The sequence below is a fragment of the Klebsiella sp. GG_Kp146 genome (genome assembly GCF_040061975.1).
Taxonomy (GTDB): Bacteria; Pseudomonadota; Gammaproteobacteria; order Enterobacterales; family Enterobacteriaceae; genus Klebsiella; species Klebsiella quasipneumoniae.
Genome location: NZ_JBEAHA010000043.1, coordinates 34,958 through 49,308 on the forward strand (window position 1 = coordinate 34,958; position 14,351 = coordinate 49,308).

Below are 14,351 nucleotides of genomic sequence, written 5' to 3' on the forward strand. Positions count from 1 at the left end.
ATAATGAACACATAATGATCGTTTTTCAAGGCGAACGAATCGTTCGATATAAAAAACAAAGGGGCGGGTATGACACAGCCAATCAGCGTTATCGCCAAAAGTCTGGTGCGGGAGCGGGCGCGGACCGGGCTTTCGCTGGCGGAAGTCGCGCGTCGGGCGGGTATCGCCAAATCCACGCTATCGCAACTGGAGTCCGGCAACGGTAATCCTAGTCTGGAAACGCTGTGGTCGCTCTGCGTGGCGCTGGATATTCCATTTGCCCGGCTGCTTGAGCCGCAGGTGAACAAAACGCAGGTGATCCGCCGCGGCGAGGGGACAAAAGTGGTGGCTGAGCAGGCGAACTATCAGGCTATTTTGCTGGCCGCCTGCCCGCCCGGCGCGCGTAGGGACATCTATTTGCTGCTCACCCAGCCCGGCGCCGACCGCATTTCGCATCCGCATCCGCCAGGGTCAGTGGAACATATTATCGTCACTCAGGGGCGCGCGCGGGTAGGATTGACGTCGGCGCCGGAAGAGCTCGGCGAGGGCGACTATATCTGCTACCCGGCGGATCAGGAGCATGTGTTTCAGGCCCTGGAGCCGGATACGCAGGCGCTGCTGATCGCTGAGCAAAACTGATATCGCACCGGCGGGCGTCGCGCTCTCGCTGGACGCCATAGCCGTATTGCGGGACACTAGCCGCATTCTTCCGCGAAGACAGGCATACCTATGTCGCTGAAAGCCATTGCTAAAGAACTTGGGATCTCGGTTACGACCGTCAGCCGCGCGTTAAACGGCTATGATGATGTGTCGCAGGAGACCCGTGCTCGCGTCGAGGCTGAAGCGCAGCGTCGCGGATATCGCCCAAACACGTTCGCGCGTCGCCTGAAAATGGGCAAAATCGACGCCGTTGGCCTCGTTTTCCCGGTACGTCCCGCGCCGCTGAATAACAACGTCTTTCTCGAAATGGTGGGAGAAATCAGCCACGAACTGGCGCGCTATGAGATTGATTTACTGCTGATCGCCGATGATGAACAGGCCGATAAGCACGGGTATATGCGCATGGTGCAGAGCCGTCGCGTCGATGCGCTGATCGTCGCGCATACCCTGGACGACGACCCGCGCCTGATTCAGCTGCTCTCTTCCGGCTTTCCTTTCCTCGCGCTGGGCCGTAGCCGCCTGCCGCAGCCCTACGCCTGGTTTGATTTCGATAACCAGGCGGGCACCTACCGCGCCACCCGCCATCTGATTAGCCAGGGGCATCGGCGCATCGCGCTGCTGAGTGAAAATAATAATCAGGCGTTTATTACCCAACGGCGCAACGGTTACCTGGAAGCCCTGCGCGAAGCGGGCCTGGCGGAAACCTGGCTGCGCAGCGTGCCGCCCACCCGCCGCGGCGGGTTTCAGGCAACGATGGAGCTGCTGCGCTTGCCTGAACCGCCAACGGCGATTGTCACCGACTGCAACACCCATGGCGACGGCGCGGCGATGGCCCTGGCTCAGCTCGGGCGTCTTACCGGCGCCGATCGCGTCTCACTGGTGGTCTACGACGGTTTGCCGCAGGACAGCATCATCGACACCCCGGTAGGCGCAGTGGTTCAGTCCACCCGACAGGGGGTGGGCCGCCAGATAGCCACGATGGTCCGCCGCTTAATCGCCGGCGAGGATCTGGCCTCGCTCCAGGTGCTCTGGCAACCCGAATTCATCCCCGGCGAAACCGCCTGATACCTCTCTCCATAGATTAATTTCCTGAACTCGATCACGGATCCGAAACGTTTTGGTTGGTGTCCGAAACGTTTCGGATCAACAGTAAGGCATTCCTTGAAGTGGAGATGTCTAATGTCTGATTCGATTATACGCCTGCAAAGCGCAGCGGCTGACGTGGTGATCAAAACCCGCCCTTTCGCCGAAATTATCTACTGGGGGCCGCATTTAAGCCACTTTTCGCCGCAGGATGTCAACAGCCTGACGCGGCCGGTCGCCAATGGCCGCCTCGACGTCGATTCCCCGGTCACCTTAATGGCGGAGCTGGGCCATGGTCTGTTTGGCGCTCCGGGCATTGAAGGCCATCGCCAGGGGCTGGACGCTTCGCCGATTTTCGCCACCAGCGAAGTGCGGCACGAGGGCCAGACGCTGACCCTGGTCAGCGAAGACCCGCAGGCCGGCCTGCGGTTGTGCAGTGAAATCCAGCTTGATAGCAGCGGCGTGCTGAGCGTGCGCCATGGCGTGACCAATCTGCGCGCCAGCCCATGGCAGGTGGATCGCCTGGCGGTCACGCTGCCGGTCGCCGAACGCGCTCGCGAGGTAATGGCTTTTCACGGCCGCTGGATCCGCGAATTCCAGCCCCATCGTCTGCTCCTTGAACACGACAGCTTTGTGCTGGAGAACCGCCGCGGGCGTACCTCTCACGAACATTTCCCGGCCCTGATCACCGGCAGCCACGCCTTTAGCGAGATGCAGGGCGAAGTGTGGGGCGTGCACCTGGGCTGGAGCGGTAATCACCGCCTGCGGGCGGAAGTGAAAACCGATGGCCGCCGCTATCTGCAGGCCGAGGCGCTCTATCTGCCTGGCGAAATGGCGCTGGCGGAAGGGGAAACCTTATGGACGCCGTACCTGTATGCCAGCTACTCGGCGAACGGGCTGAACGGCATGAGCCAGCAGTTCCATCGTTATCTGCGCGAACGGATTATTCGCTTCCCGGGCAACAAGCCGCGCCCGGTGCATCTCAACACCTGGGAGGGGATCTATTTCGACCACGATCCGGACTACATCATGCGCATGGCGGATGAAGCAGCGGCGCTGGGCGTGGAGCGTTTTATCATTGACGACGGCTGGTTTAAAGGTCGCAACGACGACTGGGCGGCGCTCGGCGACTGGTATCTCGATGAGGACAAATATCCCCACGGCCTGACGCCGGTTATCGACCACGTGAAGTCGCTGGGGATGGAGTTCGGCATCTGGGTGGAGCCTGAGATGATTAACCCGGATTCTGATCTGTTTCGGGCACACCCTGATTGGGTGCTGGCGCTGCCGGGCTATACGCCGCTTCCCGGGCGTCATCAGTTTGTCCTGAACCTGAATATTCCGGAAGCTTTTGATTATCTGCTGGAGCGGATGAGCTGGCTGCTGGGCGAGCACGCGGTGGATTATGTGAAGTGGGATATGAACCGCGAGCTGGTACAGCCCGGGCATAACGGTAAAGCTGCCGCCGATGCGCAAACCCGCCAGTTCTATCGCCTGCTCGATACGCTGGTGGCCCGCTTCCCGCATATTGAATTTGAATCCTGCTCCTCCGGCGGCGGTCGTATCGATTATGAAGTCCTCAAGCGAAGCCATCGCTTCTGGGCTTCTGACAACAATGACGCCCTTGAACGCAATACCATCCAGCGCGGCATGAGCTACTTCTTCCCGCCGGAGGTGATGGGCGCGCACATCGGTAATCGCCACTGTCATGCCACCTTCCGCCAGCACAGTATCGCCTTCCGCGGCCTGACGGCGCTGTTCGGTCATATGGGGCTTGAGCTGGATCCGGTGAGCGCCGATGAAGAAGAACGCGCCGGGTACCGGAAATACGCGGCCCTGCATAAGCAGTGGCGCGACGTGATCCATCACGGCGTGCAGTGGCGGATGGATATGCCGGACGCCACCACCCTTGCCCATGGCGTCGTCAGCCCGGATAAAGCGCAGGCGATTTTCCTCGTCAGCCAGCTGGCGATGCCGGACTACACCCTGATGGCGCCGCTGCGCCTGGCGGGGCTGGAGGCGAGCGCCCGCTATCAGGTGACGCTCCTCGATCATCCGAACATACAGATCACCGGCGAGGGCGGCCACACCATGCGGAAGCTGCCGGCATGGATGACGACGCCGCAGACCGTAAGCGGTGAGTGGCTACAGCAGGCGGGGCTGGCGCTGCCCATCCTCGACCCGGAAAGCGCCATTCTGATTGGCCTGCAACGCGTGTGATGGTACCGGGCCGCGCCGCGGCCCTTCTTGAGGAAAATATAATGAACCCGACCGTCTGTACCCACAAAAACAACCCCAACTTCTGGATTTTCGGGCTGTTCTTCTTTCTCTACTTCTTCATCATGGCCACCTGCTTTCCGTTTCTGCCGATCTGGCTGTCGGACGTCATCGGCCTGAATAAAACCGAAACCGGCCTCGTTTTCTCCAGCCTGTCGCTGTTCGCCATCTGTTTCCAGCCGATCCTCGGGGTGATCTCTGACAAGCTGGGGCTGAAAAAACACCTGATGTGGATCGTGACCGTTTTGCTGGTGCTGATTGCTCCCTTCTTCCTCTATGTTTTCGCTCCGCTGCTGAAAACCAATATCTGGCTCGGGGCGCTGAGCGGCGGCGCTTACATTGGCTTTGTGTTCTCCGCCGGCGCCGGCGCGATGGAGGCCTATATCGAACGGGTAAGCCGCAACAGCGGGTTTGAATACGGCAAGGCGCGCACCTTTGGTTGCCTGGGCTGGGCGCTGTGCGCCACCACGGCGGGGATGCTGTTCAGCGTTAACCCGGAGTGGGTGTTCTGGATGGGCTCGGCCGCCGCGCTGCTGCTGGTGGTGCTGGTGGCTATCGCCAAACCGCAGGCCAGTCAGTCCGCGCAGGTAATGGACTCGCTCGGCGCCAATCGCCCGGCGATCGATTTAAAAACGGCGGTGCGCATGTTCCGCCAGCGGAAGATGTGGATGTTTATTCTGTACGTCATCGGTGTGGCCTGCGTGTATGACGTTTTCGATCAGCAGTTCGCCACCTTCTTTAAATCGTTCTTCGCGACCCCGGAAGCAGGCACCCGTGCCTTTGGTTTCGCCACCACCGCGGGAGAAATTTGTAACGCCATCATTATGTTCAGCTCGCCGTGGATTATTAACCGCATCGGGGCGAAGAATACCTTGCTGATTGCCGGGATGGTGATGGCGGCAAGAATGATTGGCTCTTCCTTCGCCACCACCGCCGCGGAAGTGGTGGCGCTGAAAATGCTCCATGCGCTGGAGGTGCCATTCCTGCTGGTGGGCGCCTTTAAATATATTACCGGCGTGTTTGACGTCCGCCTGTCGGCGACCATTTACCTGGTGGGCTTCCAGTTCGCCAAGCAGGTGGCGGCGATCTTCCTCTCCGCCTTCGCCGGGAATATGTATGATCGGATTGGTTTCCAGGAGACCTATATGATCCTCGGCGGTATTGCCCTCACCGTCACTTTAATATCGGCGTTTACGTTAGCGGGTAAGACGAAAACTGAGCCGCTGCGCGATAATGCGATGACGGTTTAATCATTGGAAGGTAAGATCACATGGATGTGACTGAAAGATAAGAATATTTTTATGGTGAAAATGAAAGAGCGCATAAGCAGCGGTAGGCATTAAAATATAAGGAATGAACAATAACCGCCAGAATTGTACCCGGCTTTACCCTATATAAGGGCTATAACTTATTCTTCTTTTTGTAAAAAAGAGATAATCCTTTCGGTCAATAAAAGTTAACTCCCTCATACTCGTGATGAGCTGTAATGATATCATCACACCTCTGTATTTCCTGTCTGGAAAGCTTGATATCTTTTTATTATGTTATTTTTCTCAATTAACGTATCTTAATAAAGATGACCAGTAAAATAAAAATGCGAGGCCAGAGTATGGATCTATGTAACGCAGCAACATGTGAACTGGATTACATTCCTGGCAGAGTTCACAATTTATAGTGAACACCATTGTTAGAGGGTATGATCAATCACCATGGCATCGATTAAAGACGTAGCGAAAAGAGCTGGGGTCTCGACGGCGACCGTATCACGAGTCCTGAATAATCACCCCAGCGTAGTCGCGGAAACGCGTAAGGCGGTGCGGGAGGCGATGGATTATCTTTGCTATGTTCCCAGCAAAAGTTCGTTTCAGCTTAGCGGGAAATGTTCAGGGCTGATTGGTGTGGTTTTGCCTAATCTGGTGAATCCTCACTTCTGTGAACTGCTGGCGACGGTGGAAGAAGAGGCCCGGTATATCGGCAAATCGGTGATCGTTAAAACGCATCAGAATCAGCCGCAGCAGGATAAACATATTATTCAGACCTTAGTGGGGATGGGCATTGACAGTTTGCTATGGGTGCCGACAGAAGCAGAAGCCGAACTTTCAGAATGGTTAAGCATTACCCGGATCCCGGTCGCCGTCGTCACCCAGGTATCCCGGTTCTTTAATTCCGTATCGATTAATCAGGACCGGGGCGCAGAAAGTATTGCGGAACATTTTATTCATACAGGCCATCTTTCATTTGGCTTTGTGGCCCAGGAAGGGGTGGATAGCCGTAAGGTTTCGTCGTACAGCAAAAAAATAGCGAGTCACGGTTTAAAGCTTGCTAAAGATAATTCGTTCTGGATAGCCAAAGGCGAGGGTGAAAAGATATCAGGCCATATTAGTATTCTTGATGATGTTATCGAGAAACTCAGCGAGCCGACGCGAACCTGTACATGCCTCTTAGTGTATAATGATATTGCGGCAAACTATATTATCGATGGACTAAAAGAAAAAGGCATCTCCGCTCCTGAAGATATTGCGATTGCCAGCTTTGATAATACCCTACTGGCGCAAACAAAAAAAATCACCAGCGTTGCACAGCCGGTAAATGAAATTGCTCACCTCGCGTTTCAGATGGTGAAACATCAACAGCAGCCGGACAGTATTGAAATGCACGAAATTGTCTCTCGGTTAATTATTCGTGAGAGCAGCGTAAAAATTAATATTACTTCCCTGTAAGGGATTTATGTTTAGAAATGGCGCGAAATTTGGCGCCATGGGCTCCTTTTAACAAAAAATAGGTGTATTTATGTCTGCTACCGCAATGGAAAAGCCAAGCGCTTATGAAAAGCTGGGGCTGAGGGAGAAGATCGGCTACGGCATGGGTGACGCCGGTTCAGGAATGATATGGAGCGTACTGGCGCTCTATCTGACGTGGTTCTATACCGATGTCTATGGCCTCAATGCCGGAGTGGTGGGCACATTATTCCTGGTGATTCGCATCTTCGACGCGTTTAGCGATCCGCTGATGGGGGCAATCTGCGACCGCACCGTGTCGCGCTGGGGAAAATTCCGTCCATGGCTATTATGGATGGCATTTCCGTTTGGTCTGGGGGCGGTACTGATGTTCACGACCCCAGAGCTCAGCATGAACGGCAAGATTATTTATGCCTGGGTTACCTATCTGGTTATGTCGCTGATTTATACCGCGATTAATATTCCCTATTGCTCGGTCGGCGGCGTCATTACCCTCAATCAGAAAGAGCGTATGGGCTGTTTGTCATGGCGCTTTTTCCTGAATGGCCTGGCAACATTAATTATCTCCTCCTCTATTCTGCCGTTAACGGACTGGCTGGGTAATGGCGACCGCGCCTCCGGTTTCCAGCTGACCATGGTCATTATGGGTGGTGCGGCAACGCTGATGTTCCTGTTCTGCTTTTCCAGCATTAAAGAGCGGGTGGTATCGGTTAAGCAAAACGAGTCGTTGAAAAAAGACCTGCGGGACATTATCAAAAACGATCAGTGGCTCTTAATGATCTCTATTACTTTCCTGAACGTTTTTCCGGCATTTATCCGCGGTGGCGTCACTATTTATTATGCGACTTATGTCATGAAGGCGTCTGTCGGATTTATTACCTTCTTTATGGCGCTGGGCGTGGCCTGTAATATGCTGGGCAGCGTGCTTGCCAAACCGCTTACCGATCGCTTTGATAAGCTGGCGCTGTTCCGCATTATTAATATTATTCTCGGCATTCTCTCATTTGCGCTGTGGTTTGTTGATCCGCAATCGCTGACCCCGCTGATGACGCTATTCATCATTATTAACGTTCTGCATTTAATTCAGTCTGGCCCCATTCTGTGGGCGATGATGTCCGATGTCGATGACTACGGCGACTGGAAATTTGGTAAACGTCTGACCGGCATCTCCTTTGCGGGAAACCTGTTTATGCTCAAAATGGGGCTGGCGGTCGCTGGCGCAATCGTCGCCTGGATTCTGGCGTTTACCGGCTATGTCGCGAATGAGCCGCAGCAGAATTCTCAGACTATTCAAGGGATTATTATGATGTTCTCACTGTTGCCGATGGTGAGTTATTTCATCAGCGCGTATCTGGTGCGCTACTTCAAGCTGAATAACGCGTTCCTTGAGAAAATCAAAACGGATCTTGCAAAACGTGAGCTGGAAAAAGGTCGCGGTCAACCACAGGAGGTTCAGGATGTCCCTGTCATTTAATATAAAACAAGGTCAGCGCATTGATTTGTGGCTGAAAGCGTCCAAACCGGCGGCGCAACCCCTGTTTTCTATTCGCGTGAACGGTCAGATTATATTTAAGATTCAGGAGGCGTCGGGCTATTTCCAGTATTTTACCTGGACCTCGTTTCAGGACGGCGTTGCCACCCTGGAGTGGCAGTCGGAATATAGCGAGATATCGCTTTGTTACACCTGGCATCCGGATTCACTGCGCGCGAGCGGCGTCACCTTTATCGCGACAGCCGGGCAGGATTTGCGCCTGATGAGCGGTCAGGATATTGCTGACGAGTATCTGCAGGAGCCGCTGCGTCCGGCATTGCATTTCTCGCCGCGTACCGGCTGGATGAACGACCCTAACGGGCTGCACTACAAGAACGGCGAGTGGCATCTGTTTTATCAGTATCATCCGCACTCCAGCCAATGGGGCCCAATGCACTGGAATCATGCGGTGAGCCGCGATCTGTATCACTGGCGGCATTATCCGGTTTTCCTGCAGCCAGAGCAGAATCTTTCCGCGTTAGGCGCGACGGGCGGTGCGTTTTCCGGCAGCGCGTATATTGATAAACAAGGAAAAACCCGCTTCTGGTATACCGAACGACTCCCGGCTTACGATCTGTATCGCGGATACCGGGAAGTGCAGAAAATGGCCGTTGCGCACGACGACTACGATAAGCCGGAATGGGTAAAAACCGTCTTAACCGACCTGCCTGCGGGCGTGGACTGCGATTTCCGCGATCCAAAAGTCTGGTACGAAGAGGCCGATGCCACCTTTTATATGATCCTCGGCGCGTCGGTAAATGGCGATCCGGCGATGCTGCTATTTCACTCGGCGGATAGTGAACGCTGGACGTTCCATCATGTGCTGTATGTCGCTCCCGGCTATTTTCGCGAAAACGGCGGTCGCTGCGTCGAATGCCCGGATTTCTTCTGCCTGGATGGCGTATGGGTATTAATTATCGGCGTCGTTGGCTACACGGAGCCGACAACCGGGCGACATAATTTGCTTTTTGCCCAGACCGGTACTTTCCGGAACGGCTATTTCACGCCGTCCGAGCAGCCGCTGCAGACTTTAGATTTCGGTACGGATTTCTACGCCCTGCAAACCTGGGGTGAGGACGATCGAAGAATCGGCTTTGCCTGGTTATATAACTGGGCGACGCAGAAACCGGTGGACTCCGCTTACTCGGGGGAAATGTCGCTCCCGCGTCGCTTTCATCTCAATGCGCAGCAGCGGCTATGCATGATGCCGGAGCTGCCGCCGGAATCATTGGTCGTCAGCCGCCATGCGCTGGATGACGGTGATATCTGGGTTAATGAGAAAGGCTGTAAAGCCGGCATTGTAACCTTTATGCCTGCCGATGGTTTCCGTTTGACGTTAACGGGCGATAGCGGCCAGCAAATCATCCTCGAACAGGACGGTAAAAATCTGACGCTATATGAAAAAGGCCGGGACGATGGGCGTTACCGCGCGCCGGTGGCCGGCGTCAGCGACGTCACGCTGTGTTTTGATGCCGGGATTGTTGAGGTCTTCGCAAATCAGGGCAGCGTATGCGGTACGCGACGCTATTACTCATGCAGTCAGCTCACCCGGATCCAGCTCTCCGGCGCGCCGGCACAGCTTACGCAATATCGCTCGACGTATTCGCAGGAATAAGCAAAGTCAAATTTAAGCGTTGATGTTCGATTTCTTATTATCATTAGAGGCGGTTTTTCATGGTACGTAAAAATTATTATGATGTTACGCAGTGGCACGTCGGCAACCCGTATGAGGATATTGGCGAAGTCATTAACAGTATTCTCGCCGATATTAAATCGCGACAAACTGAAACCGATATTAACGACGGGGGTAAACCGGGCGCCGCGATTTATATTCCGCCCGGTGATTATCATCTGAAGACGCAGGTCTTAATTGATATCAGTTATTTAAAAATTATGGGCTCCGGGCATGGTTTTGTCTCCTCGAGCATTCGCTTTAATACGCCGGCGGACGAGTGGGCGAATTTGCACGATATATGGCCGGGCGGGAGCCGTATCCTGGTCGATCTCTGCCCGCAGCCCGGCGATGAAGAACATGCTGGCGCTGCATTTTACGTGAAACGCAGCGGGGCGCCGCGTATCAGTTCGGTGGCGTTCGAAAACTTCTGTATTGATGGTTTGCACTTTGTTGATGATGGGCTGGGAAACAACGACCCGGAAAATACCTATACGAACGGTAAAACCGGCATTTATATCGCCAGCGCGCAGGACGCTTTCCGCATTACCGGGATGGGATTTATCTATCTGGAGCATGGCCTCACCACGTACAATAGCGATGCAATGGCGATCCATAATAACTTTATCGCCGAATGCGGTAACTGTATCGAGCTGCGTGGCGCCGGGCAGGCTTCAAAAATAACCGATAACCTGATTGGCGCGGGCTATAAAGGCTATTCTATTTACGCGCAAAACTTCGGGGGGTTATTGATTTCTACCAACAATATTTTTCCCCGTGGTGCGAGCAGCGTGCACTTATCGGGCGTGGTCCGCTCTAGCATCACCAGCAATCGATTCCATTCATTTTATCCGGGAATGCTCGTTCTCGAGAACAACTGCGCGGAGAATCTGATCTCGGCAAACCATTTCTTGCGCGATCGTGAACCCTGGCCGCCGATGCAGGCCTATGACAACGGCCTGGATGACGCCTATGGCTTGCTGCATATAAACGGCAGTAATAATTCGGTTATTGCCAATCATATTTCCGAAACGATTGATGTCCAGTATCTCAAGCCGCTGGGAATAAAACCGGTCATCATCCGCCTTGTTTCCGGCAAAGGGAATTATATTGTGAATAACCATATCGTGGCGACCACGGAGACGTCAGCGGCGCAGGCGCAGCCCTCTGAAGAGGATGCCTGCTTTGCGGCGCAGGTCAGCGCTTTGCTGACGACGGGCAGGTTAAAAGAACTCGATGCGGTCGCCGTACAGGTAGAAAAAGAATCCGCGCAAAACACGATACTTGATAGCGGCAGTGACGCACAGGTGGTCATAGACAGAGCGCGTAATGCCTTCAGGGCGACACCGGTTGCTGGAAATTAATATTCACTCTGTTTGTTAATCCGTATAGCGAATGACGTTATTTAAGGAGGCAGATTACACGTTATTTCATTCATTCTTCTGCTAAATAAAAATCAAAATATAAAAGGTGAATATTTTTATTCACCTTATCCCACCTTTTACCTCTGGGAAAATAAAAATGAATAAAACAACATTATCAATAGCGCTAGGCTTGTGTTTAATGACGGGATCGGCGGTCGGAAAAAATAATCAACTGACGCTGGAACAACGAATGGAACAGCTTGAAGCGCGGCTAGCCGCCGCGGAAAGCCGGGCGACGGTAGCGGAAGGCCAGGTGCGGGATTTGCAGGCGAAGCAGAATGCCGCGATTCAGGCGGCGCAAACTCGTGTGCCGGTAAACAGCGCGGCAGCAACCGCGGAGAGTAAAAAGAATCTTAGCGTCCCGGAGCTGAAATTATCCGGCTATGGCGATCTGAAAATCTACGGCGACGTGGAGTTCAACATGGACGCGGAAAGCAAACACGGTCTGCTGGCGATGACCAACGCCGATGTCGGCAGCGATCCCACCTACGATAAGTGGGATTTAAACGGCCGTATCCTGCTCGGCTTCGACGGTATCCGCAAAACGGATAACGGCTATTTTGCCGGTTTCTCTGTCCAGCCGCTGGCGGATATGACCGGCTCGATGAACCTCGACGACGCGGTTTTCTTCTTTGGTCAGGAGAACGACTGGAAGGTGAAAGTGGGGCGCTTTGAAGCGTACGATATGTTCCCGCTGAACCAGGACACCTTCGTCGAGCACTCCGGTAATACCGCCAACGACCTCTACAGCGACGGCCATGGCTATATCTATATGATGAAAGAGGGGCGCGGCCGCTCTGACGCAGGCGGCAACTTTCTGCTGAGCAAGCAGCTTGATAACTGGTATTTTGAGCTCAACACCCTGCTGGAAGACGGTACGTCGCTGTACGACAACGATGGCTACCATGGTCGAGATATGGAGCAGAAAAAGAACGTCGCCTATTTGCGTCCGGTGGTGTCATGGGCGAAAGACGAATTTTCCGTTGCCGCGGCCATGGAAGCGAACGTGGTGCAGAACGCCTACGGCTATAAAGATGCCCAGGGCAACTTTATCGATCAGTCGGGGCGCACCGGCTATGGCCTGACCATGACCTGGAACGGCCTGAAGCGCGACCCGGAGGACGGGGTGGTGGTGAATCTGAACACCGCTTATATGGACGCCAGCAACGAACAGGATTTGACCGCCGGGGTGAACGCGCTGTGGCGGCGCTTCGAGCTGGGATATATCTACGCGCATAACAAAATCAGCGATTATGCCGGGGTGATTTGCGATAACGATTGCTGGATTAAGGATGAAGGCACCTACAATATTCATACCTTCCACGCGTCGTATCAAATTCCGAACGTGATGAATATGCAGAACTTTAATATCTATCTCGGCGCCTATTACTCCATTCTGGATAGCGACAATAAGCTGAGCCAGAGCGATGACGACGATCGCTACGGCGCGCGCGTGCGCTTTAAGTACTTCTTCTAAGAGCTTGAAACGGCTGCCCCGCTCAGCACTACGGGGCAGCCGTAGTTTTACTCCAGATAAAACACCTCTTTAAGCTCCGCGCTCACCGGACTGTTGTCTGGATTGGCAGGCATCACATCACGCATATGCTGCCACCAGCGCTGGCATACCTCGGTCCCGGCGACGGCGTTCCAGCGCGCTTCGGACTCAATCTCCACCGTGGCGAACAGCAGGTGGCGTTCTTTATCGAGATAGATGGCGTAGTGGTGCGCGCCGTGGGCTTTCAGCGTAGCCTCCAGCTCCGGCCAGATGGGGTTATGACGGCGCTGGTACTCCTCGTGCGCGTCGGGGTTCACCTGCATGACAAAGGCTTTACGGATCATAATGCCTCCAGATAGAGCTCGCGGACCTCATCGCGGCTGGCGGGGCGCGGGTTACATGGCGCGCACGGGTCGGCCAGCGCTTTGTCCAGCCAGCCTTCGATATCGGCTTTGCTGACGCCAAGCTGGCTGAAGCCCTGGGGGATCCCCACGCGTTTGCTCAGCGCGCGAATGGCGTTGATGGCCTCCATGCTGGCGGCTTCATCGCTCATGCCGCGGGTATCGACACCCATCGCCTGCGCCACGCGGGCGAAGCGCGTCACGGCGTTCGGGCGGTTAAAGTTTTCGATGATCGGCAGCAGGATGGCGTTGCACACCCCGTGCGGCAGGTTGTGGGTGGCGCCAGGCTGATGGGCCAGGGCGTGTACCAGCCCGAGGCCGGCGCTGTTGAACGCCATGCCCGCCAGATACTGGCCAAACGCCATCTGCTCGCGGGCCTGCAGATCGTGTCCATCGTCTACCGCTTTCGGCAGCCACAGGTTGATCAGGCGGATGGCCTCGAGGGCGTTGGCGTCGGTCAGGGGATGGGCGCCAACGGAGACAAAGGCCTCAATGGCGTGGGTCAGGGCGTCCATGCCGGTGGCGGCGGTAACGGCTGGCGGGATGTCGAGCATCACGCTGGCGTCGTCGACGGCGATATCCGGGATCAGGTTCGGGTCGATAATCACCTCTTTTACCTGACGCTCGCTATCGATAATCACTGCGTTGCTGGTCATCTCCGCCGCCGTGCCGGCAGTGGTGTTGATGGCCACCAGCGGCACGCCAGCGTTTTTCACTTTGCCGACGCCGGAATAGGCTATGGAGGGGCCAGGGTTGGCGGTGAGGATTTTTATCGCCTTGGCGGTATCAATTGGGCTGCCGCCGCCGAAGGCGATCAGGTAATCGCAGCGGGCCGCCTGGTACGCCGCATAGCCTTGCTGCACCAGCGCTTCGGTAGGGTTGGGGAACACGTCGTCAAACAGCTGATATGCCATCTGCTGTTCATCCAGCGCGGAAAACAGACTGTCCAGCAGGCCCAGCTTCACCAGCTGCCCGTCGGTGACGATCAGCGCCTTGCCCCACTGTTTGCCCGCTACCAGCTTGACCATATCGCCGATAGCGCTTGCGCCGTGGAGGCTGATTTTAGGTAGTGCTAACATAAAACTCATGAT

Annotated in this window: 11 protein-coding genes; 9 read left to right on the top strand and 2 right to left on the bottom strand. The window is 55.0% G+C overall.

What is annotated here, in order from left to right; genetic code table 11:
• The first annotated feature begins 69 nt into the window (after positions 1-69).
• From ABLU95_RS24680 to ABLU95_RS24720, 9 genes are all read left to right on the top strand, one after another.
• Entirely contained in the window at positions 70-618 is a 549-nt protein-coding gene (locus ABLU95_RS24680; RefSeq protein WP_002882865.1) for a helix-turn-helix domain-containing protein, read from the top strand.
• Positions 619-708: 90 nt separating this feature from the next.
• Positions 709-1,704, top strand: a complete 996-nt coding sequence (locus ABLU95_RS24685; protein ID WP_032454463.1) for a substrate-binding domain-containing protein — start codon at positions 709-711, stop codon at positions 1,702-1,704.
• 114 nt (positions 1,705-1,818) lie between these two features.
• Positions 1,819-3,942, top strand: a complete 2,124-nt coding sequence (locus ABLU95_RS24690) for an alpha-galactosidase (RefSeq protein ID WP_101978044.1) — start codon at positions 1,819-1,821, stop codon at positions 3,940-3,942.
• 41 nt (positions 3,943-3,983) lie between these two features.
• On the top strand, positions 3,984-5,249 hold the full coding sequence (locus ABLU95_RS24695; protein WP_023291509.1) for an MFS transporter: 1,266 nt from the start codon (positions 3,984-3,986) through the stop codon (positions 5,247-5,249).
• 459 nt (positions 5,250-5,708) lie between these two features.
• On the top strand, positions 5,709-6,719 hold the full coding sequence (locus ABLU95_RS24700) for a LacI family DNA-binding transcriptional regulator (RefSeq protein WP_023291510.1): 1,011 nt from the start codon (positions 5,709-5,711) through the stop codon (positions 6,717-6,719).
• A gap of 70 nt (positions 6,720-6,789) precedes the next feature.
• Entirely contained in the window at positions 6,790-8,211 is a 1,422-nt protein-coding gene (locus ABLU95_RS24705; protein WP_348880455.1) for an MFS transporter, read from the top strand.
• Positions 8,195-9,883: a glycoside hydrolase family 32 protein gene (locus ABLU95_RS24710; RefSeq protein ID WP_348880456.1), complete on the top strand. Its 1,689-nt coding sequence runs from the start codon at positions 8,195-8,197 to the stop codon at positions 9,881-9,883. The genes ABLU95_RS24705 and ABLU95_RS24710 overlap by 17 nt, the downstream gene beginning before the upstream one ends.
• Positions 9,884-9,942: 59 nt before the next feature.
• Positions 9,943-11,304, top strand: a complete 1,362-nt coding sequence (locus tag ABLU95_RS24715) for a NosD domain-containing protein (protein WP_348880457.1) — start codon at positions 9,943-9,945, stop codon at positions 11,302-11,304.
• A gap of 157 nt (positions 11,305-11,461) precedes the next feature.
• The gene (locus tag ABLU95_RS24720; RefSeq protein ID WP_032429039.1) at positions 11,462-12,841 is read left to right on the top strand and encodes a carbohydrate porin; all 1,380 of its coding nucleotides are present in this window, start codon (positions 11,462-11,464) and stop codon (positions 12,839-12,841) included.
• Between the two features lie 47 nt (positions 12,842-12,888).
• Here ABLU95_RS24720 and rhaM read toward each other — a convergent pair whose 3' ends face one another.
• Together rhaM and fucO are read right to left on the bottom strand one after the other, a co-directional pair.
• Entirely contained in the window at positions 12,889-13,203 is a 315-nt protein-coding gene (rhaM, locus tag ABLU95_RS24725; RefSeq protein WP_023291515.1) for an L-rhamnose mutarotase, read from the bottom strand.
• On the bottom strand, positions 13,200-14,348 hold the full coding sequence (gene fucO, locus ABLU95_RS24730) for a lactaldehyde reductase (protein ID WP_289553605.1): 1,149 nt from the start codon (positions 14,346-14,348) through the stop codon (positions 13,200-13,202). Before fucO ends, rhaM begins: the two co-directional genes overlap by 4 nt.
• Between the last annotated feature and the right edge of the window lie 3 nt (positions 14,349-14,351).

What these genes read in the sequence shown, in the direction of transcription:
- ABLU95_RS24680 (WP_002882865.1), top strand. Translation starts at nt 70, where the DNA reads ATGACACAGCCAATCAGCGTTATCGCCAAAAGTCTGGTGCGGGAGCGG.
- ABLU95_RS24685 (WP_032454463.1), top strand. Translation starts at nt 709, where the DNA reads ATGTCGCTGAAAGCCATTGCTAAAGAACTTGGGATCTCGGTTACGACC.
- ABLU95_RS24690 (WP_101978044.1), top strand. Translation starts at nt 1,819, where the DNA reads ATGTCTGATTCGATTATACGCCTGCAAAGCGCAGCGGCTGACGTGGTG.
- ABLU95_RS24695 (WP_023291509.1), top strand. Translation starts at nt 3,984, where the DNA reads ATGAACCCGACCGTCTGTACCCACAAAAACAACCCCAACTTCTGGATT.
- ABLU95_RS24700 (WP_023291510.1), top strand. Translation starts at nt 5,709, where the DNA reads ATGGCATCGATTAAAGACGTAGCGAAAAGAGCTGGGGTCTCGACGGCG.
- ABLU95_RS24705 (WP_348880455.1), top strand. Translation starts at nt 6,790, where the DNA reads ATGTCTGCTACCGCAATGGAAAAGCCAAGCGCTTATGAAAAGCTGGGG.
- ABLU95_RS24710 (WP_348880456.1), top strand. Translation starts at nt 8,195, where the DNA reads ATGTCCCTGTCATTTAATATAAAACAAGGTCAGCGCATTGATTTGTGG.
- ABLU95_RS24715 (WP_348880457.1), top strand. Translation starts at nt 9,943, where the DNA reads ATGGTACGTAAAAATTATTATGATGTTACGCAGTGGCACGTCGGCAAC.
- ABLU95_RS24720 (WP_032429039.1), top strand. Translation starts at nt 11,462, where the DNA reads ATGAATAAAACAACATTATCAATAGCGCTAGGCTTGTGTTTAATGACG.
- rhaM (WP_023291515.1), bottom strand. Translation starts at nt 13,203, where the DNA reads ATGATCCGTAAAGCCTTTGTCATGCAGGTGAACCCCGACGCGCACGAG.
- fucO (WP_289553605.1), bottom strand. Translation starts at nt 14,348, where the DNA reads ATGAGTTTTATGTTAGCACTACCTAAAATCAGCCTCCACGGCGCAAGC.